This is a genomic window from Traorella massiliensis, assembly GCF_900104665.1.
GTDB classification, from domain to species: Bacteria; Bacillota_I; Bacilli_A; order Erysipelotrichales; family Erysipelotrichaceae; genus Traorella; species Traorella massiliensis.
Map to the genome: position 1 here is coordinate 833,406 of NZ_LT629969.1, position 22,464 is coordinate 855,869.

Sequence of the window (22,464 nt, forward strand, 5' to 3'; positions counted from 1 at the left end):
AATTGACCTCCTTTTCGTATACTAGGATATGATAAATGCTTTCTTTCGTCAAAAAAAGATATTTGTCCAGTATTATTTTTTTATAATGATAGAAAGGAATATAAAGAGATCTTGGTTTCAAATATTCATGATATAGACAAATTTTGGAAATAATAAAAAAACAGGCAAGAAATGCCTATTGTTATTATATATATAGAAAAAGCCCCATATGGGGCTTACGACTATCTGTTGTAGAATTCAACAACTAATGCTTCATTGATTTCCTGATTTAATTCACTACGTTCAGGATAACGTGTGTAAACACCTTTTTTAGCTTCTTTATCAACTTCTACGAAAGCAACTGTATTTAATGTAGCTTCTAATGCTTCATTGATAGCGCTGTTGTTCATCATAGATTCCTTTACAGAAATTGTCTGTCCTGGTTTGATCAGGCATGAAGGAATATCCACACGCTTACCATCTACTAAAATGTGTCCGTGATTAACTAACTGTCTTGCTCCTCTACGAGTTCTTGCAAAACCCATTCTGTAAACCAGGTTATCAAGTCTTGATTCAAGCATGAATAAGAAGTTGTCACCTTTAACACCTTTCATCTTACTAGCTTTTACGAAAGTGTTGTGGAACTGCTTTTCGTTAACGCCATACATGTATCTGATACGTTGCTTTTCTCTCAGCTGCAAACCGTAGTTTGTCAGCTTTACTCTTTTTGTTGGTCCGTGCTGACCAGGTGCATAATTTCTCTTTGTCAGTTCTTCGCCAGTTTCTAATACAGAAAATCCTAAACGGCGAGACTTCTTCCAAACAGGTCCTGTAATTCTTGCCATAATTTTTTCCTCCTATAATTGTTTTATGGTGTGCATAAAACAATAACAGATGCAAATCATCTGCCTGTGTGTCAATATTCGATTCTTTCACCAATGCAGCCGTGCTACTTGAATCACTCTTTGGTTATTGACGCAGATAGCCAGACTTTGCCTGCTGCCATCATTTTGACGCTTATTTATGATAACAGATTATGGAAATGAAGTCAAATAAAAAATGGCTTTAAATGGGGTTTTTAAGCTTTTTTTTACATGAATAAAAGGGTGAATGATCTGAATCGACTAAAAAGTTGAAGATTAGTGATTCAAGGCGGGAGTTTAACACCTTATCAAATTAATGATATTTAATATAAGGCTTAAAATAAGCTTTTTTTTAATGAAATTTTGTCAATTTTTATGTTTTTATATGTAGTGTTTTGTGGTATTCTGTGTTATAATATATCTGGTGATATTTTATGCGTGTCAGTATCAGTAAATCTACAAATGCAGAACAGGTTTATATTATTCATTCTTTCCGTGATAGGAATGGAAAAAGTACTTCTAAAATCTTTAAAAAGCTTGGTTCCATGGATCAATTGCTCCCTCTTCATGATAATGACAGGGATAAGGTCATTGCCTGGGCGAAACAGCAGGCTAAACTTGCTACCGATTCCTATAAAAAAGAAAACGAAACCATTTCTATCCCTTTTCATCCTAATATGCAGATCAAATTAAACGAGCAAAGAAATTTCAACTGCGGCTATCTCTTCCTTCAGTCGCTATGCTCTGATCTGCGTTTCGATAATATTTGCCGGAATATCAGGAATCGCCATGATTATGAATATCCTTTTCAGGATATCCTGCTTGATATGGTCTATGCCCGTATCCTTTATCCTGCCAGCAAGAAGAGCACTTATTCTTTTGCACAGACTCTTCTGGAACAGCCTGAGTATGATCTTCATCACATGTATCGTTCTCTTTCTGTCCTTGCAGGCGAGTCTGATTATATCCAGTCCGAACTCTATCGCAATAGTCATTTCGTACACAGCAGAAATACGAAGATTCTTTATTATGACTGTACTAACTATTATTTTGAAATTGAAGAATCCGATGAATTGAGGAAATATGGCAAGAGCAAAGAACATAGACCTAATCCTATCGTTGGAATGGGACTCTTTATGGATGCAGACGGTATTCCTCTTGCTTTTGATATTTATCCAGGCAGTCAGAATGAACAGAAAACTCTAAAACCTCTCGAACAGAAGGTCATCCGTGATTTCGAATGCTCTGAATTCATTTTCTGTTCAGATTCCGGACTCGCTTCTCAGGACAACAGGCTCTTCAATGACATGGGCGGAAGAGGCTATGTAGTTACCCAGTCACTGAAAAAGCTGAAACAGGAATACCGGGAAACTGCCTTAGATCCAAAACAGTTCAGAAAGCCGGGAAGTAACGAATGGATCGATATTTCTGCTCTGGATGAGACGAATCCTGAAGTATACGAAACCATCTACTATAAAGAAGTGCCGATCGAATCAAAAAAACTGTCAGAAACCATGATCGTTACCTATTCGCCAAAATACAGAGCTTATCAGAAAAAGATCAGAGAGCAGCAATTAGAACGAGCAAAGAAGCTGATCGAAAGTGGAGATAAATTGAAGAAGGAGAGAAGGAATCCGAACGATCCTGCTCGCTTTGTGAAGAAGACTGGTACTATGTCAAGAAAAAGTACCAGTTAAATTGATAGTTTTGTAATTTTGTAGTGATTGTATTTGACGATTGTAATATTCTTTTTCATATGAATCTGGACTCATGTATTGACAATGTCCATGTATTCTCACTGTGTTGTAAAATGTTTCTATGTATTCAAACACTAATCTCTTCGCTTGTTCATAATCCCATATTTTATATCTGTTTATCCACTCCCTTTTCAATAATGAATGAAATGATTCTATGCATGCATTGTCCCATGGTGTCCCTTTTTTTGAATAACTTCTCTTTAAATCTTTAGTTAATTCTCTGTATTCCTCACATGTAAACTGTATGCCGCGATCACTATGTATGACCAGTGGATGATTCACATTTCGCCGCTTCTTGGCTCTTTTAATGACTTCCAAAACTGATGAGGCTTTCATGTCCTTTGTAAGCACCCATGCTATGATCTTTCTTGAATACAGATCCATGATGCTCGTTAAATAGACAAAACCATCTGTATATGTCCATATATACGTGATGTCTGTACACCATGCTGCATCCGGCTTTTCAGGATTGAAATCCCTTTTGAGGATATTCTTGAGTTTGCTGCTGAAATCTTTTGATATCGTTGTTTTTGTTTTGGGCTTGATGTAGCACGCTTTTATGCCCATTTCATGCATATAATTGGTTACTGTCTTCTGTGATATTTTTAGTCCTTTTTGTCGGAGAATATATGTTATTTTTGGTGCTCCATAGACTTCCTTGCTTGTTTCATAAATTCCCCTGATCATCTTCTTGATTTTCTCCTTATTGCTCTGTTGCTTTGATTTCTTTCGATGGAGCCAGCTGGTCAAGCCACTTCGTGATATGCCGATAATCCTACATACTGACCTTATTGAAATGCCTCTTATTCCTATATTTTGTTCAACATATTCCTTTACTGCCTGATAGATGGCAGCTACTGGCTGTTGAGAATGTTCATAGCTTTTTTTAATATTTCAACAGCATCCTTAAGGTCTCTGTTTTCTTTTTTCAGACGTGCAATTTCCTTAGCTTCATCACTCGAAAAATTGCCAGAGCCCCTAAAAACATTCGATTTATCATCGGTTGAAGCATATTCATTCACCCATCTGTAAAGAGAACTTGTAGATATTCCAAGATTTGATGCCACCTCTTCACAGGTTAAATCAGGATGTTCTTCTTTGTATTTGACTGCATTTATTTTAAATTCTTTATCAATGACTTTCTTTTTACTGCTCATAGTATTCAAAACCTCTTTTCAATTTTATAAACAATATCTGTATATCTTTCTCGCAATAAAGATAGTCTTTTCTTTATTAAAAATCAAGATTGATCTTTGGAGAATTTCTCAGTTTAACTGGCCCTAAATTAATACTAGCACTAAGACATCAGTTACGGAATATGGCGAGGTAGCAGATAAAGAAATATATGAACTCGATAAAGACATGATAGACAAAGAAACTATGTATGATGGTTTCTATGCAGTGGTAACCGATATAGAAGGAGATGCAGCACAGATCATAAACATTAATAAGCGCAGATGGCAGATTGAAGAATGTTTCAGGATCATGAAAACAGAATTCGATGCAAGACCTGTATATTTGCGTAGAGAAGACAGAATCAAAGCACACTTTCTGATCTGTTTCATTGCACTGATGATCTTTCGATTACTGGAGATCAGGCTGGAAAAAGAATATACAGCCGAACAGATCATCAGCACACTGAAGAAGATGGAAGTATGTAGGCTAGAAGAATATGGATATATTCCGACATACACAAGAACAGAATTAACGGATAAATTACACGAAGTATTCGGATTCAGAACTGATACAGAGATCATCAAGAAATCAAAGATGAGAAGCATCATTAAAAAAAGTAAGGAAAAGCAATAAAATACTACATATCTTTACAAAACCAAAACCTCAGGAATAACCCTTAATCTCGGTGTTTTCTTGAGGTTTCTTACTTTTTAACTGTCAAAGATGGGATTATGGAAATGAAGTCAAATAAAAAATGGCTTTAAATGGGGTTTTTAAGCTTTTTTTTACATGAATAAAAGGGTGAATGATCTGAATCGACTAAAAAGTTGAAGATTAGTGATTCAAGGAATGAAAATTATGATACAATAATATAGTAAGTAGGTGGAACGATATGGATCAGATAAGAGAATTTTTAAATCAGTTTACAGGCAGCGATTCAATGCTGTTTATTGTTATAGGTGTATGTATTTTACTATTAATATTGATTATTATAGTAACGTTTTTTTCAAGAAAAAAGGTAAAGTTGATGCAGAATGAAGCAGAAACGCTGTATACTTCTATTAAAAGCATTTCTTTGCCTTTTAAAATGAATAAAGCAGAGTCGCTTGCGAGAGTCAATACTACTATCAAAGAAGCTGTTGAAAAGTCACGGGTGCAATTTGAAAGCGTACAGGAATGCCTTAAGGAGTGCAGCAGTGAATTAGGCGAGATCGATGACTTGATTTATGTACATAAAACAAAAGCAGCTAAAGTACAATTGGTAAGCCTGATTGAAAAACTTCACGGATGTGAAAGTGAAGCCAATACATTAAATGCAGTTTTAGACTCTATTTTGGAACAACAGTCAACACAGCGTGAACAGATCATTCGTTTACAAAATCGCTTCCGTGTCAATAAAGGCGTGATCGCCAGCAACAGAGAAATCTATAATAGCGGTATTGAAGTTTTGGAAGATCGAGTACTGACCATCGAGAAAATGTTTTCAACATTTGAAGAATGGATGTATGCGAGTGAATTTTCTAAGGCAGCGAAACAGCAGGAAGAAATCAGTGAGGCCATTGATGAACTTGAATTGCTGATGAAAGAATACCCGGCTTTATATGAAGAAGCTAAGCTCACATTGCCAAAGGCCATTGATGAAACGAGTTATGTATATTCGCAGGCTCGCAATAAAGGTGTTTATTTAGAACATTTGGAAGTGAGCAAAAATTTAGAAATTATTTCAGGTACGTTAAAAGACGATTTGAATCAGCTTTCAGAAGGTAGGGTCGATCATATCATGGATTCACTTTTAGAAAGCCGTAAACGTCTTACACAGTTAAAGGAACAAGTGATTCACGAAGAAAAAGCTTATGATGAATTGAGAAGCAATGTGCAGTTTTTATATGATCAGATCGATCATTTAGAAAAACAGCGTATCATGTTAAAAGAACTTTATGAAAAGAAAAAAGAACGTTTTGGTCTTAATGATATGAGTGTTCAGCTGGAAATGATCGATCAGGAAGTGAAAAAGCTTTTTGAGGATCGTGAAACGCTGAAGGGATGCATATTAGAAAAAACGATTCCAGCAACGACACTTCTTTTAAGCTATAAGGATCTGTCTGCGGATACCAATGAAGTCTGTGATCGCTTTGAAAAGATCAAGGAACAGCTGGAGAGTGCCTGCAGTGATGAAATTCGTGCTCAAAAACAGCTTTTAAAGCTGCAGCTGATCTTGAATGAAATTCATGTTAAGATGAATAAAAAGCGTTTGCCAAGTGTATCGATGACTTATTCAGATGATTATCATAAAGCTGAAATGATGGTTGCTGATATTGTACATATATTAAATGTTTCACCATTAGATATTGATGTCTTAAATGTGAAAATCAAAGAATCAATCGATTTTATTTATACGCTTTATAATTCAGTGAACAATTTAGTGGGTATGGCGACCATGGTAGAGAATACGATTGTTTTTGGTAATCGTTATCGTTCTACAAATGCTGAAATAGATAGCGAGCTGACACGAGCTGAACTTTGTTTTAGAAACGGACAGTATACGAAAGCATTGAAGATAGCCATTTCAGCTATCGAAAAGATACACCCGGGTTCTTATGAAAAACTTTTGAGAAAATCACAGGGAGTTTAAATTATGATCTTTTTTGATAGTGCATCAACGACACCTCTGCATCCAGAGGTGTTGAAAACGTATGTATATATACTAGAAAATTATTTTGCTAACAGTGATGCGCTTTATGATTATGCATTGAAAAGTTCATCACTGATGGAACAAAGCCGAGAACAGATTGCAAGCATGCTGAAGGTCAAAGATAATGAAATCTTTTTCACCAGCGGTGCCAGTGAAAGCAACAATATGCTGATCAAAGGAATTAGTTTTGCTTATCAGCATAAAGGTAAGCATTTGATTACTTCGGCAGTGGAACATTCTTCGGTAATGGGTGCTTTTAAGCAATTAGAAGAATATTTTGGCTTTGAGGTTACTTATTTGCCTGTTAATTCAAAAGGTGTTGTGGAATGTGAACAGTTAAAAAAAGCATTACGTCCAGATACGATTCTTGTATCAATCATGTCGGTGAATAATGAAGTAGGTTCTATCAATGATTTAAAAGCACTTTCGAAGATAGTTAAAACTTATTCTCATGCTTTTTTTCATAGTGACTGTACGCAATCGCTTGCCAAGATGGAAATTCCTATGGAATGCTTGGATGCAGCGAGTTTTTCAGCTCATAAGATTTATGGATGCAAAGGCAGTGGTTTTTTATATAAGAAAGTGAATATCCAGCTTTTGCCATTGATCAATGGCGGTCAGCAGGAAGAAGGACTTCGTGGTGGAACAAGCAATCATCCATGTAATATCGTTTTAGCAAAGACACTTCGTCTAGCAATGGAAAAAATGGATGAACATCGTCAAAAAGTGGCACAGTTAAATGATCTGTTAAGATGGGAACTGAATCGGATGGATGATATTATTATTAATTCACCTGAGGATGCTACGCCTTATATCTTAAACTTCTCTTGTACTTGCATGACAAGTGAAATCATGTTAAATGCGCTAAATGAAAGACAGATCTATGTGTCAGCACAAAGTACCTGTCATAGTAAAACTAAAAGTGTCAGTGAAGTTCTTTTAGCTATGGGAATCGGTCAAAAAAGAGCCTCACAGGCAATTCGCATTTCTTTCTCCTATTTAAATACGGAAGAAGAAGTAATTGAATTTATTAGAAATTTAAAGGAGATCTTAAATGAGTATCGAATCAAATAAATTAGTAGTGGATCATATTCTTGTTCGTTATGGAGAATTATCAACTAAAGGTAAAAATAAAAATGATTTTATCAAAAAGCTTTTAGTGAACATTAAAAATGCATTGCGGACTTTTGATCAATTAACTTATGAAAAAAGTTATGATCGTATTTATATCATGTTAAATGGTACAGATCCGGATGAAGTGGCTGTATATCTTCGCCAGGTATTTGGGATCAGTTCTTTTAGTTATGCAATAAAGATAAATAGTGAATTAGAGGATATGGTCAAAACAGGTGTAGAAGCAGCTAAACAGTCACAGGCAAAAACGTTTAAAATACAGGCTAGACGTCATTATAAGCCATTTCCATATATTTCTGATGAAATTAATCGTGCTATTGCCTCTGAAATTCTAAAAAATACAGATATGAAGGTGGATGTTCATCATCCTGAACTATTGCTGATGGTAGAAGTACGTCAGTTTGATACTTATATCATGCCGAATAAGATCAAAGGAGCCGGAGGCTATCCTGTTGGTATTGGCGGTAAGGCGATGGTAATGCTTTCTGGAGGTATCGACTCACCGGTGGCAGCTTATCTGATGATGAAGCGTGGTATTCGAGTGGAATGCATTCATTATGCATCACCTCCTTATACTTCTTCGCAAGCTCGTCAGAAGGTTCTTGAACTGGCACGTATCGTCAGCCTTTATCAGGGGCACATTCGTTTGCATATTGTACCATTTACGGATACACAGCTCGCTATTTATAAAAACTGTGATGAAAGTTATGCGATTACGATCATGCGTCGTATGATGTATCGCTTAGCTGAAAGACTCAGTGAAAAACAAAACTGTAAGGCAATTGTTAATGGAGAAAGCATCGGTCAGGTAGCAAGTCAGACACTTGATTCTATGGGGGCTATCAATGAAGTAGTAAAAATACCTGTTATTCGTCCATGTGTGGCTATGGATAAATTAGAAATCATTGATCTGGCTAATAAGATTGGAACTTATGAAACAAGCATTTTGCCTTATGAGGACTGCTGTACGATTTTTACACCTAAAAATCCTGTAACTAAGCCAACAATTAAAAAATGTGAAAAACTTGAAAGCCGCTTTGACTTTGAAGCATTGCTTGAAGAGGCTTTAGAAAAGGCTGAAACCGTAGATGTTTATCCAACAAAAAAGGTTGATGAAAATATCTTTTAAAAAGTTGGTATATAAGGTTTAAAAGCACTCACTCTATTAGTAGAGGTGAGAAAAATGCAGAACAATCAAAACAGCAAAAATCAGAATATCCTAAACAAGAATCGACTCAATCAGAATGATCCAAGCAAAAAGAACAATTCTCTTAATAAACAGCAGCAGAATAATCTGTTTCAGTTTGAAATGGGAAATGAACTAGGAGCTGATGTTGAGCAGGAAAAGACGATGTTTAAAGATGAATATTGTAAAGATAAGCTTATCAGCAATAATAATCAGAAACGTCAAAACAACAATTTTAATACAAAGAAAAATCAGTTTAAATAAGTAATTGCCAGATGTCAAAACGACATCTGGTATTTTTCTTGGTAACTGTTATAATGGATAGGGGAGGGATGATATGAGAGATTTTTTGATAAACGAGAATGATGCTGACCAGCGTCTTGATAAATATATTCAAAAAACGTGTAAGAAGATGCCGAAAAGTCTGATGTATCGTCTGATTCGTCAAAAAAAGATCAAAGTAAATCGTAAAAGAAGTGAACCAAATGCCATCCTCCAAAAAGGAGATCAGGTTCAGATGTTTATCAGTGATGAATTTTTTAGTGATGAGAAAATGGATCTGTCACGTATTTCAAAATTAAATGGCATTATATATGAGGATGAACATTTTTTAATTTTAGATAAAAAGACAGGTATCATTGTTCACAGCAATGAAAAGTTTCAGGAAGATACATTGATCGATCAGGTATTAAAATATCTGATTGATACGCATCAGTATGATCCTTATAAAGAAAATAGTTTTACGCCGGCTTTTGCGAATCGCCTTGATCAGAATACAGGTGGTCTTATCATCGCATGTAAAAGTGCGAAAAGCTTACGCCTCATGAATGAAATGATACGATCTCATCAGGTTGAAAAGCATTATTTATGTATCATAGAAGGAAAAATTAAAGATGGCTTGTATAAACATTATTATATAAAAGATGAAGAAAAGAATAAGGCTTTGATTTTTGATGAGCCTAGAAAAAATAGTGTTGAGGTATCCTTAGGGCTTCAGACGTTACATCAGGGAAAACAATATGCTTTGTTAGATGTCCATTTGATTAGTGGCAGGTCGCATCAGATTCGAGCTCAGTTAGCTCATTTGCATCATCCATTGATCGGCGATGTAAAATATCATGGTAAAAAAATCATGAAGCATCAGGCGTTATATGCCTATAAGCTTTCTTTTCATACAAAGGAGGCTGGCTTTGAATATCTTAATTCAGTTAAAATTGTCCAAAAAAATAATTTTGTAATTCAAAAATATAAAAATCTCGAAAATGTTGAAGTTGAAATTGATTAGGAGTATAATAGGTCGAGTTAGGAGAAAAAGGTATGGAAAAACACATTGAAGAAGTTGTAAATGAAGATAGAAATGCCAGAGAAAAAGTAGAGAACGCAAAACGTGCACTTATGAACATAACAAGCGAAGTTTCTTCCAAAAGTCATATGATTTATCAACAGTTCATGGAAGATGAAAAAAAACAGATGAATCAGCTCCAAAAAGAAATGGATGAGGAGGTTGCACGAGTGAAAAAACAGTGCAGCGATGAAACAGAGGAAGGATTAAAAAAACTGAGCGAACAGTTTGAAGCTCATAAAGATGAATGGGTAAGGCAGATCGTAAATAACGTTTTGAACTAGAAAGGAAGTCATTATGGGAAGTAGTAATGCAATAGCGTCTAAAGCAAAAGCTATGTATGCAAAGAGGCTGAAAGATGAAGATTATCGTGCCCTATTAAAGAAAAGTACGGTAGGCGAGGTTGCTTCCTATCTGAAGAATGAAACAGATTATGCTTCTGCGTTGAGAGATGTTAAAGAGAACAATATTCACCGTGGAGAGCTGGAAACATTGCTTAATCGAGATCTTTATTATAAAGAACTTCGTCTGGCGACTTATGCACCAATCAAAGAGCGCTCTTTCTATAAAGCAACGCTGCGAGAAATTGAAATACATAGAATCCTGACAAAAATCAAGCAGGTGACTTCTTCCTTATATAGTGAGATGTTTTCAACAGAAAATTTTCATTATAAAGATTTCTGTTTTGATCAGAATTTATTAGAAGAAGCAAAAACTTATGACGAGGTAGCTCAAGCACTTGTGAAAACTCCTTATTATAAGATCGTTTTAAAATATCGGCCGCAAAACAATCATACCGTAGACTATGTTTCTTTAGAAAAGGAAATGGATCAGTTGTATGATGATATGATTCTTGCTGATATTGAAAAATATCTAAAAGGAAAAGATAAACAAGATGCCTTAACGATATATCTAACGGCTATTGAACTTAGAGTTATTACGAAGATCTATCGTTTAAAGAAATATTATCACTCAAGTGCTGAGAGTATTCTTAAATATGTTGATTTTTCACATATTAGAATGAGCAAACAGCTAGTAGACGAACTGATTCATGCACAAAGCGGTGAAGAAGTGCTGGCTCTTTTGGAAAAAAGTAAATATCATTTTTATATGGATGAAAAAGAATATATTTATATTGAATACTATGCTGAGAAAATCAAATATAATCTTTCAAAAAGAATTATGCGATTTTCAAGCAGTCCGCCTTTAGTATTTATGACTTATATCATTCTGCATCAGATTGAAATTATGAATCTGGTAAATATCGTAGAAGGCATACGTTATGGAATGAATGAAGAACAGATAGAAAAGACCTGTATTTTTTAGAAGGGAGATATTATGGCAATTGAAAAATTGAAAGAAGTCAATCTGATCAGTGATGCCGATCATATCCAGAATGTGCTATTGAAATTTAAAGATTTAGATTATTTTCATCCTGAATTGGCACAGCGGATCGTGGATCGTGTTTCGGGACTTAAAACGCTGAATCAGACGAATCCTTATTCAGAAACACTTGCGAAAATTCATGAGATATGTGAAAGCTGTCAGCTTCAGGTCGATAAAAATGTCCATGAAATATCACGTATTGATTTAGAACAGGTGAATGAACAGCTTAATGAAATGAATGAGGAATTTCAGCTGTATGTCAATGCGAGAGCTGATATTCAAAGAATTATCAATGAAGATAAGCTGGCTTTGGAACAGCTTTTAAATGTTCAGGATTTAGATATTAACTTTGATCATTTATTTCAATGTACGTATTTAAAGCTACGAATTGGAAAAATGCCGAAGAAAAACCTGGATTGTTTAAACAAATATGGAAGCAGACCTTATTTATGGATCAAATTAAGCGAAGATGATAAAACGGTCTGGATCTTATATATGACAACATTATTGTACGAGGGAGAAGTAGACAATATTTTCTCAAGTCTTGATTTTTCAAGAATCCGTATTCCTGATTTTGTACATGGCAAGCCTGCTGAAGCGATTGAAACAATTCGTGAGGAAATAGAATCCAATACGAAGATGTTGGCTCATGTAGAAGAAAAGATGGAAAAATTCAAAGCTGAGAAGCGTGAACAGTTGAGTGTCTATGAGGTGAGCTTAAAAGGCTTGTCTTCAACTTATGAACTGCAGAAATATGTTGTTGTGTATGGACAGCGTGCTTCTATTAGTGGGTTTATTCCTGAAAATAAAGAAGAGGCTTTGAAAGAGGTCTTTAAAGATTATGATAAGGTGGAAATCGAAATTAATGATCCGTATTCGGATGCTCGTTTGGTTCCTCCGACAAAATTGAAAAACAACTGGTTTGTGCGTCCATTTGAAATGTTTGTAGAAATGTATGGCATGCCGGCTTATAATGAAATTGATCCAACCCCTTTCTTTGCGATTACATATTGTCTTTTGTTTGGTATTATGTTTGCTGATTTAGGACAGGGTTTGGTCGTATCTCTTGTAGGGGCCTTTGCTTATCATAAAATGAAGTTAAAGCTGGGTGCAATCATGGAAAGGATCGGTATCTTTTCAGCTATTTTTGGATTAATGTTTGGAAGTGTATTTGGTAATGAAGAAATATTAAATCCAATGTTCCACGCCTTAGGGTTTGAAGAAAAACCGTTTGAAGTATTGGCTCCGGATTTTACGATGACTTTAATTATTGGAGCTATCGTGATTGGAGCAATCTTGATCTTATGTTCAATGGGATTGAATATGGCCAACCATATACATAAAAAAGATTGGGGAGGAATGCTATTCTCTCAAAATGGTTTAGCCGGGTTTGTTCTCTATGGAGGCTTACTTGGTGGTATTGCTGGTATGATGCTGGCTGGGTGGCAGATATTTACACCTGTTTACATTCTGTTAATCATCGTGATTCCTGTGCTCGTTATTTTCATGCAGGAACCTTTGGAAAGAGCTTTGACTCATGAAAAACTATTTCCTGAAGGTATTGGAAGCTTTTTGATGACAAATGTATTTGAACTCTTGGAAATCGCTTTGACATTCTTGTCAAATACGATGTCCTATATGCGTGTTGGCGGCTTCGTATTGAGCCACGCCGGCATGATGCTGGTAGTTTCTGTTTTGATGGAGATTACAGGTGGCGCCGCTCCTATCGTATGTATTTTTGGAAATATCTTCGTTATGGCACTTGAAGGTATGATCGTAGGTATTCAGGTGCTGCGACTTGAATTTTATGAAATGTTCTCACGTTATTTCAGTGGTAACGGAATCGCTTTTAAGGCAATAAATTAGGAGGAAAGAAAGATGAACGTATTAGAAATTTTATTACCTGCAGTATGTGTTGTGATGATCTGTTTGCCCCTTGTAAAGGTATTTACAGGAAAGGTGACAAAAAAGGAAGCAAAATTTAGACTTTATACTCATATCGCTTGCTTCTTTGTATGTGTGATTGGTTTCTCTTTATTTCAGTTGAACGGCATGGGAGTTTTTGCGGAAGGTGAAACAGTTGTTAATTCTATAACCGGAACAATGGCTCAGGGACTTGGTTTCCTTGCTGCTGCTTTAGCAACAGGTCTTTCAAGTGTTGGTGCTGGTATTGCCGTTGCTGCTGCTGCTCCTGCTGCTATCGGAGCATTTAGTGAAAATGACAAAAACTTCGGTAAAGCAATGATTTTCGTTGCTTTGGGTGAAGGTGTTGCCATTTACGGTGTATTGATTTCTATTTTGATCATCAATAAGCTGTAGGCCAAATTATGAAATTTTTTCTGATCAGCGACAATATCGATACACAGATGGGCCTGCGTCTGGTTGGCATTGAAGGGGTCGTGGTTCATGAACGTCGTGAATTTCTAGAAATTCTAGAAGAAAAAATGCACGATGAATCCATTGCCATCATTTTAATTACTACCAAGCTGGTCATGATGTGTCCGAATATTATTTCTGAAATCAAACTGAAGCAGCAGAAACCATTGATTGTGGAAATACCGGATCGACATGGGAACTCCAAAATTGGAGAAACGATCGATGCGTATGTTTCAAGTGCAATCGGTGTAAAACTATGAGAGGTGAAACGATGAATGATTTAGATAAAATCGTTTTCTACATGAAAGAGGAAATCAATAAGCAGGCGGATGTAGAAGTAGAACGCATCCAAAAAGAAGCTGATGAAATCAGAAAAAGAGAAGAGAAGAAAGTGATGGATGAGGCAAAAAAAGAAGCCGATCTTCATTTAGAAGCCGCTAAAAGAAAGATGAATCAAAATAAGGCACAAATGATTTCTCAATATCAAAGTAATAAGACAAAAACACTGATTCAACAGCGTAATGTTTATACAGAAAAGCTTTTTGAAGAAGCGAAAGAAAAGCTTTTAGATTTCTGTTCAAGTGATGAGTATCTTGAATACATGAAGAAAAAGATCAGTAAATATACTTTTGATCAAAAGGTAAAGGTATATGTGAAAAAAGAGGATTTAAAGCTAGAGAAGATGTTTAAGGAAAAACTTGATTGTGAAGTTTTAGAAGGTAACATTGAAATCGGTGGCTTTAAGATAGAAACTTTGAATCAGCAGGTCATGGATGAAACGCTGGATAGTGCATTAAAAGATCAGAGAGTCTGGTTTGAGGATCATTCCATGATGATCTTACAGTAAGGAGGCTATATGAGCGAAAATAGAATTTATTCAATCAACGGGCCTGTTGTAAAGGTAAGAAATGCGAAAGATTTTTCGATGCTGGAAATGGTCTATGTTGGTCATGCACAGTTAGTTGGTGAAGTCATTTCAATCAGTGAAAAAGAAACGACGATCCAGGTGTATGAATCAACGACAGGACTTCGACCGGGAGAACCAGTTGAAGGAACAGGATCTCCTATCAGTGTTACGCTAGGTCCAGGTATCTTAAGAAATATTTTTGATGGAATCGAACGGCCTCTTGAACAGATCGAAGCGGAAGCAGGAGCTTTTATTCCAACTGGAAGCCATGTTGCACCGTTAGATGTTCATAAAAAATGGTCTGTTACGGTTTGTGTAAAAAAAGGAGATAAGGTAAAGGGTGGCGATATTTTTGCGACCACACCTGAAACACATTTAATCGTTCATAAATGTATGATCCATCCTGATTTAAAGGGTGAGGTTGTAGATTGTGTCAGTGATGGAGAATATACCATTGAAGATACGATCATCAAAGTAAAAGATGACAACGGTATTATACATGAATGTAAATTAGCTCAGAAGTGGCCAATCAAAGACCCACGTCCGGTTGCAAAGCGATTGCCTTTATCGATTCCTTTGATCACAGGTCAGCGTGTTGTTGATACGCTTTTTCCAATAGCTAAGGGTGGTACAGCGGCGGTTCCAGGAGGATTTGGTACCGGTAAGACAATGATGCAGCACCAATTAGCTAAATGGTGTGATGCTGATATCATCGTCTATGTTGGCTGTGGTGAACGTGGTAACGAAATGACACAGGTTTTGGAGGAGTTCAGAGAACTGATTGATCCAAAAAGTAAACATCCTTTGACAGATCGTACAGTATTGATTGCAAATACTTCAAATATGCCAGTAGCTGCTCGTGAAGCATCTATTTATACAGGTGTTACCTTAGCTGAATATTATCGTGATATGGGCTATCATGTAGCTATCATGGCGGATTCTACGAGCCGTTGGGCTGAAGCATTGCGTGAAATCAGTGGACGTTTGGAAGAAATGCCTGCTGAAGAAGGATTCCCAGCTTATCTTCCTTCTAGAATTTCACAGTTCTATGAACGTGCCGGTTATATGGAAACACTCAATGGAAAAAATGGTTCTGTATCAATTATAGGTGCCGTTTCACCACAGGGTGCTGATTTTTCAGAGCCGGTTACACAGAATACGAAACGTTTCGTACGCTGTTTCTGGGCGCTGGATAAGGCTTTGGCGTATGCCAGACATTATGCAGCCGTAAACTGGAATCAGAGTTATAGTGAATATGTCAGTGATCTTGAAAATTACTATAACGAAAAAATTAGTCCACGCTTTTTGAAAGACCGTCAGGAAATCATGCAGATATTAAATGAAGAAACGAAGCTGATGGAAATCGTGAAGCTGATTGGTGCAGATGTACTGCCAGATGATCAGAAATGTACGATTGAAGTTGCTAAGCTGATTCGTGTCGGCTTCCTGCAGCAGAATGCTTTCCACCCGGAGGATACGTATGTACCTTTGGAAAAACAGTTAAAGATGATGGATGTGATCCTGCATCTTAATAAGCGATGCAAAGAATGTGTTGAAAAGGGTATTCCGGTTAGCACCATTCTTTCATTAGGATTATTTGAAAAGATCGTAAAAATGAAATATGACGTACCGAATCATGATCTTCATCTTCTTGATGATTACATCAAAGAAATTGATGAGAAGATCTTATCCATTCAATAGAAAGGAGGATGCTTGTGAGCTTGCGTTATAAAGGATTGAGTGAAATCAATGGACCTTTGGTTGTTTTGGATCATGTACAAAATGCTAGCTTTGATGAAATTGTTGAGTTAGAACTTGAAAATGGTTCAACGCGAACAGGTAGAATCGTTCAAATTGAAGGGGAAAGAGTGGTTATTCAGGTATTTGAAGGAACCAATAAGATTTCATTAGTTAATACAACAACTCGATTGATGGGACATCCAATGGAACTTCCATTATCAAAAGAAATTTTAGGACGTACCTTTAATGGTGCCGGCAAACCTATTGATCATTTAGGAAATATTTTTGCGGAAAAAAGAATGGACATTAATGGTCTTCCTTTGAATCCTGTCAGTCGTGTATATCCTAGAAATTATATTAATACTGGAATTTCTAGTATTGATGCATTAATGACATTGATTCGTGGTCAAAAACTGCCGATTTTCTCTGGTAGTGGTATGCCGCATAATCAATTAGCTGTACAAATCGTAAAACAGGCGAATATCGCTGATAAAGAGGGAGCAGGCTTCTGTATCGTATTTGCGGCAATGGGTGTTAAAAACGATGTTGCCGATTACTTTAAAAGAAGTTTTGAAGAAGCAGGTGTCATGGAGCGTGTTGTCATGTTTGTCAATCTGGCAAACGATCCTATCATCGAGCGTATCTTAACACCTCGTTGTGCTTTGACTGCTGCGGAATACCTTGCTTATGAAAAAGATATGCATGTACTAGTTATTCTTAGTGATATGACTAGTTATTGTGAAGCAGTTCGTGAATTCTCAAGTTCAAAAGGTGAGATTCCAGGACGTAAAGGATATCCGGGATACTTATATTCTGATTTAGCTTCTTTGTATGAAAGAGCAGGTATTATTAAAGGAAGCAAGGGTTCTGTTACACAGATTCCAATTTTAACGATGCCAAATGATGATATCACACACCCTGTACCTGATTTAACGGGATATATCACAGAAGGACAGATCTCATTGGATCGTAACTTGGATCAGATGGGAATCTATCCGCCAGTAGGTGTATTACCTTCATTATCACGTCTGATGAAAGATGGTATTGGTGAAGGATATACGCGTGCAGATCATTCAGCTTTAAGTAATCAGCTGTTTGCTGCTTATGCGAAAGTTTCTGATGCAAAGAGTCTAGCCAGTGTTATTGGTGAAGATGAATTAAGTGATGTAGATAAAAAATATATGCTATTTGGAAACTTGTTTGAAGAACATTTTCTGAATCAGGGTTTTGATTGTAACCGTACGATCGATGAAACATTGGATCTTGGATGGAAACTTTTGTCAGTGCTTCCTAGAGGTGAACTGGATCGTGTCGATGATGAAGTACTTGATAAGTTCTATGATCATGAAGCTGCCGTTAAAGAATTTGGCTTAAAAGAAGAGAAGTTTATTAAGGAACTGGAGAGATCAGTCAATGGCTAATCAGGTATTTCCAACAAAAGGAAATTTGATCGCATCAAAAAAATCATTGGATCTTGCGACCATGGGATACGATTTGATGGATCGTAAACGTAATATCCTTATTCGTGAGATGATGGAACAGGTAGAGAGTGTTAAGAAGATCCGTGATGACATTGAAAAAGTATATAGCGAAGCATATTATGCTTTGTCAGAAGCAAATATGTCATTAGGGCTTATCAGTGACATTGTAGATGCCGTGCCGATCGATGATGGAATTCATGTGACTTATCGTAGTGTTATGGGGGTAGAGCTTCCAAAGATTACTTATGATGAACCAAGTCTTGAATTAACTTATGGTTTAGACCGAGCAAATTCAAAACTGGATTATTGTTATCGCTGCTTTACAAAAGTAAAACAGCTGACGATCGTTCTTGTTCAGGTAGAGAATAGTGTCTATCGTTTGGCCAATGCGATCATGAAAACGCAGAAAAGAGCCAATGCATTAAAAAATATCGTAATTCCTAATATGGAATCAACGGTAAAATTCATCACGGAATCACTGGAAGAAAAGGAAAGAGAAGAATTCTCTCGTCAAAAGGTGATCAAAACAATGATGGATCATAAAAGAATGGAATCTTAAGATAGACAAAATGTATATAAAAAAATAGAGATGATAGTTTGACTGTCATCTTTTTTATCATGTGCGATTGAACAAGAAAATGATTTTGTAACCAAAATCATATGCAAATAAGCGACTCCCTATCTGCATACCCACCTGCCTTTCTAGCGGCGTGGTTCCACCGACACCTTCACATCTCCTTCTTTTGCTCCTCTCTGAAGCGTAAGGCATTGGCGAAATGTTCCAGTGTCAGCTTATTATTTTTTTCTGGCAGGATTCCATCCCTTTGCCATGCTTCCATCTTCCAGTGAATCGCATGACTGCCGGGTCCTGCTTCTTTTCTATCTGAACAGGCATAAATACGGGGTCCTCTGACATTCCTCCAATGTCGCTTTCCCCAGATCCCTGATCACTTCTTTCCATTCCCTGTATTCATGATATTCGTTCGGTATCCTTTCCCGGTACCCTTCTCCCCTCCTTGCAATCACATACGCTGCACTGTGGTGGATGCTTAGCCCTAGCCGCTTCGCATATTTCAGCTTCCCGATCTGCGTTGTGTGCCTTGGATCCACCTTCCTTAAATATACTCCTTTTTCCATGCATTTCCTTTCGATCTTCTCCTCCAGCCTCTTATATGCAAATGTTCCCAGCATCCGGTTATAGTTCCTGTCCCTGTACAGGCTCTCTTCTTTCTTCCTCTCGAATTCTAAATCTTCCATGATCAGATTCTTTTTCTTGCCCGCACATTCCTCTACGATCCGTTTCACTGCCACATACCTTTCATATTCCCTCTGGTTCCTTGTTCCTCTTTCTTTCAATGGAATCCTCCATGCCTTTACCAGATTCCCTTTTCTGTCGGTTTCTGCCAGCGCTATATGATCCCTGTTGATATCCATTCCGATACTTCCTCTGCCGGATGGTAATACCGGCTCGCCAGGATATTCAGCAATTGCTTTGATGATAAAATATTCTCCATGATCATACAGCTCATACGCAATGGCCTTCCCGGGAGTATTGTGCTTCATTCTTACTGCTCTTTCTATATGCTCCCTGTGCTGATGAAAAACAACCGGCATCCTTATTTCCTGTCTGATTCCCCGGTAGACAAGAATCCCTTCATCGATATGATATTTGAAAAGATTATTGCCGTACTTTCCCTGCCTTCTTCCGCAGATCAGCATCCTTTTTCTGCGGTTATAGCGGTAGGTATCCATATCATGCTTCAGATTCTTCCTTCCTCCGAAGCATACGCTTTTCGGCTTTTCCATGAATCTTTCCTTTTTCTGCTTTTCTCCTGTTAACCGATACTTTAATAGTTTGATCTGATTCTTCAGATTCTTTATTTTAGGATCGATCACAGTTGCTTCATACAGATAGTCCTTTTCTGTAGTTCCATGCAGTTTCGTTTTCCGGATCATCTTTTCCTTTTCACAGATGACCTTTTCCAGTTCCGTTTCCTTTTCTCTGATCTTCATTCTGATCCTATTCATTCTTTTATCTGTTTTCCGGATCAGTTTTTTATTCAAGGCAGCATTAGCCTTTAGCAGGGCCTTGGCTTCATGGACAGCAGACAGAGGGATATAGTCATTGAGATGAAACTGCTTTTTAAGGAGCTGGTGAAGCTCGCTGTCCTTAAACGCGGCTCCCTTATAGGCACGATCGTAAAGACATTTATAGGCCTTATGAAGGACACGGTTATAGACAGCAAGATCATGAAGAACGGTGTTCTTCAGATCAGGGAATTCGCGGTAATAGAAACGGTTGGAAAGAGAAAAGACTTTCATGATGCCTCCTTGACAGAAATGAGATGTTTTGTACAGATATTATATCATAATAATAGATATAATGATACTATAATTTTAAAATAATGATATATATTATCATAACATAAATCACACTTAACTTTTTTTTATTTTCTTTCATCATCTTTCTATCAATCAAAAAATGAAATTTCCTAATATATAAAAAAAAGATGATAGAAATTAAATTCTATCATCACTTATTTAATTAATACATCTGATTTGGCATAGCTGCAACTGCATTGTCGTTGTCAGACTTGATCTCAGCAATTCCTGCTTCTGTTGTAATGAACAGGGCAGAGATACTAGCTGCATTCAATAAAGCGCTTCGTGTAACTTTAGTAGGATCGATGATGCCTTTTTCAAACATATCTACCCATTCACCTGTTTTAGCGTCAAATCCAACGTTCTTATCAGCTTTCTTCTGAGCATCGATAATATCTTCAGAATTATATCCAGAGTTTTCAGCAATCTGAGAAATAGGTGTAAACAGTGATTCCATTACGATGCTGATACCTTTTTGAACATCTCTGATATCGCTCTTCAATACTGGTTTTAATTCTTTATAAGCTTCTACTAAAGCAGCTCCGCCACCAATAACGATACCTTCGCTGACAGCAGCTTTGGTAGCATTTAATGCATCTTCAATACGCAATTTCTTTTCTTTAAGTTCACTTTCAGTAGTTGCGCCAACTTTGATCGTAGCAACACCGTTTGTTAGCTTACCAAGACGTTCCTTGAACTGCTTCTTATCATAGTCACTCGTAGAAGTTTCAATACGTTTTTGAATTTCAGCAACACGTTCCATGACAGCTTCATTCTTTTCATTACCGCTAACAAGAGTTGTTGTATCTTTCGTAACGATAACTTTCTTGATCGTTCCTAACTGATCTAAAGTAGCATCTTCCAGCTTCATATTTAAGTCAGTGTTGAAATAAGTAGCATTTGTCAAGGCAGCAATATCCATCAGCATTTCTTTCTGGTTATCACCAAAGCCAGGAGCCTTTGTCGCAACGATATTGAATGTACCTCTCAATTTATTCAAAACTAATGTAGAAATAACTTCATTTTCATAATCTTCTGCAATCATCAATAATGGACGATTTGTCTTAATGATCTGTTCCAAAAGAGGAAGGATTTCTTGAATGTTGCTGATTTTCTGGTTTGTAACAAGTACATAAGGATTTTCCATTTCTACCTGCATCTTATCACGGTCGCTAACCATGTATGGAGAAACATATCCTTTGTCATACTGCATACCTTCGCTAATTTCAAGTTCATCATCAAAACCATTTGATTCATCTACATTGATGATACCGTCTTTACCAACTTTATCCATAGCTTTCGCAATCAAATCACCGATTTCTTTGCTACCGGATGAAATGGATGCGACAGAAGCAATATCACTGTTTGTTTCAACTGTGTGAGAATTTTTCAAAATAGTCTTTGCAACTTCTTTGCTGGCATATTCAATACCTTCACGCATCAATACTGGATTATAACCATTGTCAACAGCTTTGATACCCTGATTGATCATGCTTCTTGCAAGAATCGTTGCTGTAGTTGTTCCATCACCTGCAACATCATTTGTGTTGTTAGCTACTTCATAAACGAGCTTAGCACCCATGTTTTCAAATTTATCTTCGAGTTCGATTTCTTTTGCGATCGTTACACCATCATTTGTGATCAGTGGGGAACCATAGCTTCTTTCTAATACGACATTTCTTCCTTTAGGGCCTAAAGTAACACATACTGCATCAGCCAGTGTGTTAACACCCTTTAACATGCTTTTACGTGCATCGTTTGAATATCTTACTTCTTTGCTCATTTTTTATTCCTCCCTTAATTACTCTACAATAGCCAATATGTCTTTTTCTTCAATAACTACATAATCTTCATGATCTAAAGTAATGCTTGTTCCGGAGTATTCCTTGTAAACAACACGATCATTTTCTTTGATTTCTGATTCGCATTTTGGACCTTTTGCTAATACCTTTCCAACGCTAGGCATTTTCTTGTTTTCTGTTGTTAAAATGATACCACTTGAAGTTTTGTTTTCAATTTCTTCTTTTTTTAATACTACCTGATTGTGTAATGGCTTTAACATA

General features: G+C 36.6%; 20 protein-coding genes and 2 pseudogenes. 16 read left to right on the plus strand and 6 right to left on the minus strand.

Going from position 1 to position 22,464, the window contains the following annotated elements; genetic code table 11:
* Nucleotides 1-221 precede the first annotated feature (221 nt).
* Nucleotides 222-824, minus strand: a complete 603-nt coding sequence (rpsD, locus tag BQ5367_RS11335; RefSeq protein WP_071442597.1) for a 30S ribosomal protein S4 — start codon at nucleotides 822-824, stop codon at nucleotides 222-224.
* A 452-nt stretch (nucleotides 825-1,276) separates the two neighbouring features.
* Here rpsD and BQ5367_RS11340 point away from each other — a divergent pair.
* Nucleotides 1,277-2,509, plus strand: a pseudogene (locus BQ5367_RS11340) (IS1634 family transposase); the annotation flags it as partial.
* A gap of 9 nt (nucleotides 2,510-2,518) precedes the next feature.
* Here the strand turns inward: BQ5367_RS11340 and BQ5367_RS11345 are convergent.
* Nucleotides 2,519-3,490, minus strand: a complete 972-nt coding sequence (locus BQ5367_RS11345; protein WP_083383113.1) for an IS3 family transposase — start codon at nucleotides 3,488-3,490, stop codon at nucleotides 2,519-2,521.
* On the minus strand, nucleotides 3,454-3,756 hold the full coding sequence (locus tag BQ5367_RS11350) for a transposase (protein ID WP_071440699.1): 303 nt from the start codon (nucleotides 3,754-3,756) through the stop codon (nucleotides 3,454-3,456). The genes BQ5367_RS11345 and BQ5367_RS11350 overlap by 37 nt, the downstream gene beginning before the upstream one ends.
* A 142-nt stretch (nucleotides 3,757-3,898) precedes the next feature.
* On the opposite strand from BQ5367_RS11350, the pseudogene BQ5367_RS11355 reads away from it, so the two are divergent.
* From BQ5367_RS11355 to BQ5367_RS11425, 15 genes and pseudogenes are all read left to right on the plus strand, one after another.
* Nucleotides 3,899-4,408 (plus strand): annotated as a pseudogene (locus BQ5367_RS11355) (IS1634 family transposase); the annotation flags it as partial.
* Between the two features lie 259 nt (nucleotides 4,409-4,667).
* On the plus strand, nucleotides 4,668-6,407 hold the full coding sequence (locus tag BQ5367_RS11360; protein ID WP_071442600.1) for a septation ring formation regulator EzrA: 1,740 nt from the start codon (nucleotides 4,668-4,670) through the stop codon (nucleotides 6,405-6,407).
* A 3-nt stretch (nucleotides 6,408-6,410) separates the two neighbouring features.
* Nucleotides 6,411-7,541: a cysteine desulfurase family protein gene (locus BQ5367_RS11365; protein ID WP_071442601.1), complete on the plus strand. Its 1,131-nt coding sequence runs from the start codon at nucleotides 6,411-6,413 to the stop codon at nucleotides 7,539-7,541.
* On the plus strand, nucleotides 7,522-8,730 hold the full coding sequence (gene thiI / locus BQ5367_RS11370) for a tRNA uracil 4-sulfurtransferase ThiI (RefSeq protein ID WP_071442602.1): 1,209 nt from the start codon (nucleotides 7,522-7,524) through the stop codon (nucleotides 8,728-8,730). Before BQ5367_RS11365 ends, thiI begins: the two co-directional genes overlap by 20 nt.
* A 54-nt stretch (nucleotides 8,731-8,784) precedes the next feature.
* Nucleotides 8,785-9,051, plus strand: coding sequence for a hypothetical protein (locus BQ5367_RS11375; protein WP_071442603.1), 267 nt, complete (start codon nucleotides 8,785-8,787; stop codon nucleotides 9,049-9,051).
* 73 nt (nucleotides 9,052-9,124) lie between these two features.
* Nucleotides 9,125-10,072, plus strand: coding sequence for an RluA family pseudouridine synthase (locus BQ5367_RS11380; RefSeq protein ID WP_071442604.1), 948 nt, complete (start codon nucleotides 9,125-9,127; stop codon nucleotides 10,070-10,072).
* A 32-nt stretch (nucleotides 10,073-10,104) separates the two neighbouring features.
* Nucleotides 10,105-10,413 (plus strand): hypothetical protein, encoded by a 309-nt coding sequence (locus tag BQ5367_RS11385; RefSeq protein ID WP_071442605.1) that lies wholly within the window; start codon nucleotides 10,105-10,107, stop codon nucleotides 10,411-10,413.
* Nucleotides 10,414-10,426: 13 nt separating this feature from the next.
* The gene (locus BQ5367_RS11390) at nucleotides 10,427-11,455 is read left to right on the plus strand and encodes a V0D/AC39 family V-type ATPase subunit (protein WP_071442606.1); all 1,029 of its coding nucleotides are present in this window, start codon (nucleotides 10,427-10,429) and stop codon (nucleotides 11,453-11,455) included.
* Nucleotides 11,456-11,467: 12 nt separating this feature from the next.
* On the plus strand, nucleotides 11,468-13,381 hold the full coding sequence (locus tag BQ5367_RS11395) for a V-type ATP synthase subunit I (protein ID WP_071442607.1): 1,914 nt from the start codon (nucleotides 11,468-11,470) through the stop codon (nucleotides 13,379-13,381).
* A gap of 12 nt (nucleotides 13,382-13,393) precedes the next feature.
* Nucleotides 13,394-13,834 carry an ATP synthase subunit C gene (locus BQ5367_RS11400; RefSeq protein WP_071442608.1) on the plus strand — a complete coding sequence of 147 codons (441 nt, stop codon included), beginning with the start codon at nucleotides 13,394-13,396 and terminating at the stop codon, nucleotides 13,832-13,834.
* Between the two features lie 8 nt (nucleotides 13,835-13,842).
* Nucleotides 13,843-14,151, plus strand: coding sequence for a V-type ATP synthase subunit F (locus BQ5367_RS11405; protein WP_071442609.1), 309 nt, complete (start codon nucleotides 13,843-13,845; stop codon nucleotides 14,149-14,151).
* Between the two features lie 11 nt (nucleotides 14,152-14,162).
* Nucleotides 14,163-14,738 (plus strand): V-type ATP synthase subunit E family protein, encoded by a 576-nt coding sequence (locus BQ5367_RS11410; RefSeq protein WP_143052397.1) that lies wholly within the window; start codon nucleotides 14,163-14,165, stop codon nucleotides 14,736-14,738.
* A 9-nt stretch (nucleotides 14,739-14,747) separates the two neighbouring features.
* The gene (locus tag BQ5367_RS11415) at nucleotides 14,748-16,499 is read left to right on the plus strand and encodes a V-type ATP synthase subunit A (protein WP_071442611.1); all 1,752 of its coding nucleotides are present in this window, start codon (nucleotides 14,748-14,750) and stop codon (nucleotides 16,497-16,499) included.
* A 14-nt stretch (nucleotides 16,500-16,513) separates the two neighbouring features.
* Entirely contained in the window at nucleotides 16,514-17,959 is a 1,446-nt protein-coding gene (locus tag BQ5367_RS11420) for a V-type ATP synthase subunit B (RefSeq protein ID WP_071442898.1), read from the plus strand.
* Complete coding sequence (locus tag BQ5367_RS11425; protein ID WP_071442612.1) at nucleotides 17,952-18,578, plus strand: V-type ATP synthase subunit D; 627 nt, start codon at nucleotides 17,952-17,954, stop codon at nucleotides 18,576-18,578. Before BQ5367_RS11420 ends, BQ5367_RS11425 begins: the two co-directional genes overlap by 8 nt.
* A gap of 320 nt (nucleotides 18,579-18,898) precedes the next feature.
* On the opposite strand, the gene BQ5367_RS11430 is transcribed toward BQ5367_RS11425, so the two are convergent.
* The 3 genes from BQ5367_RS11430 to BQ5367_RS11440 form a co-directional block, all read right to left on the minus strand.
* On the minus strand, nucleotides 18,899-20,341 hold the full coding sequence (locus tag BQ5367_RS11430; protein ID WP_071442613.1) for an IS200/IS605 family accessory protein TnpB-related protein: 1,443 nt from the start codon (nucleotides 20,339-20,341) through the stop codon (nucleotides 18,899-18,901).
* Nucleotides 20,342-20,564: 223 nt separating this feature from the next.
* Entirely contained in the window at nucleotides 20,565-22,184 is a 1,620-nt protein-coding gene (gene groL, locus BQ5367_RS11435; RefSeq protein WP_071442614.1) for a chaperonin GroEL, read from the minus strand.
* Between the two features lie 18 nt (nucleotides 22,185-22,202).
* A complete protein-coding gene (locus BQ5367_RS11440) occupies nucleotides 22,203-22,463 on the minus strand; it encodes a co-chaperone GroES (protein ID WP_071442615.1) in 261 nt (86 codons plus the stop codon).
* Nucleotide 22,464: the final 1 nt, after the last annotated feature.

What these genes read in the sequence shown, in the direction of transcription:
- BQ5367_RS11425 (WP_071442612.1), top strand. Translation starts at nt 17,952, where the DNA reads ATGGCTAATCAGGTATTTCCAACAAAAGGAAATTTGATCGCATCAAAA.
- BQ5367_RS11350 (WP_071440699.1), bottom strand. Translation starts at nt 3,756, where the DNA reads ATGAGCAGTAAAAAGAAAGTCATTGATAAAGAATTTAAAATAAATGCA.
- BQ5367_RS11385 (WP_071442605.1), top strand. Translation starts at nt 10,105, where the DNA reads ATGGAAAAACACATTGAAGAAGTTGTAAATGAAGATAGAAATGCCAGA.
- BQ5367_RS11395 (WP_071442607.1), top strand. Translation starts at nt 11,468, where the DNA reads ATGGCAATTGAAAAATTGAAAGAAGTCAATCTGATCAGTGATGCCGAT.
- BQ5367_RS11405 (WP_071442609.1), top strand. Translation starts at nt 13,843, where the DNA reads ATGAAATTTTTTCTGATCAGCGACAATATCGATACACAGATGGGCCTG.
- BQ5367_RS11415 (WP_071442611.1), top strand. Translation starts at nt 14,748, where the DNA reads ATGAGCGAAAATAGAATTTATTCAATCAACGGGCCTGTTGTAAAGGTA.
- BQ5367_RS11375 (WP_071442603.1), top strand. Translation starts at nt 8,785, where the DNA reads ATGCAGAACAATCAAAACAGCAAAAATCAGAATATCCTAAACAAGAAT.
- BQ5367_RS11380 (WP_071442604.1), top strand. Translation starts at nt 9,125, where the DNA reads ATGAGAGATTTTTTGATAAACGAGAATGATGCTGACCAGCGTCTTGAT.
- BQ5367_RS11410 (WP_143052397.1), top strand. Translation starts at nt 14,163, where the DNA reads ATGAATGATTTAGATAAAATCGTTTTCTACATGAAAGAGGAAATCAAT.
- thiI (WP_071442602.1), top strand. Translation starts at nt 7,522, where the DNA reads ATGAGTATCGAATCAAATAAATTAGTAGTGGATCATATTCTTGTTCGT.
- BQ5367_RS11400 (WP_071442608.1), top strand. Translation starts at nt 13,394, where the DNA reads ATGAACGTATTAGAAATTTTATTACCTGCAGTATGTGTTGTGATGATC.
- rpsD (WP_071442597.1), bottom strand. Translation starts at nt 824, where the DNA reads ATGGCAAGAATTACAGGACCTGTTTGGAAGAAGTCTCGCCGTTTAGGA.
- BQ5367_RS11430 (WP_071442613.1), bottom strand. Translation starts at nt 20,341, where the DNA reads ATGAAAGTCTTTTCTCTTTCCAACCGTTTCTATTACCGCGAATTCCCT.
- groL (WP_071442614.1), bottom strand. Translation starts at nt 22,184, where the DNA reads ATGAGCAAAGAAGTAAGATATTCAAACGATGCACGTAAAAGCATGTTA.
- BQ5367_RS11390 (WP_071442606.1), top strand. Translation starts at nt 10,427, where the DNA reads ATGGGAAGTAGTAATGCAATAGCGTCTAAAGCAAAAGCTATGTATGCA.
- BQ5367_RS11440 (WP_071442615.1), bottom strand. Translation starts at nt 22,463, where the DNA reads ATGTTAAAGCCATTACACAATCAGGTAGTATTAAAAAAAGAAGAAATT.
- BQ5367_RS11360 (WP_071442600.1), top strand. Translation starts at nt 4,668, where the DNA reads ATGGATCAGATAAGAGAATTTTTAAATCAGTTTACAGGCAGCGATTCA.
- BQ5367_RS11365 (WP_071442601.1), top strand. Translation starts at nt 6,411, where the DNA reads ATGATCTTTTTTGATAGTGCATCAACGACACCTCTGCATCCAGAGGTG.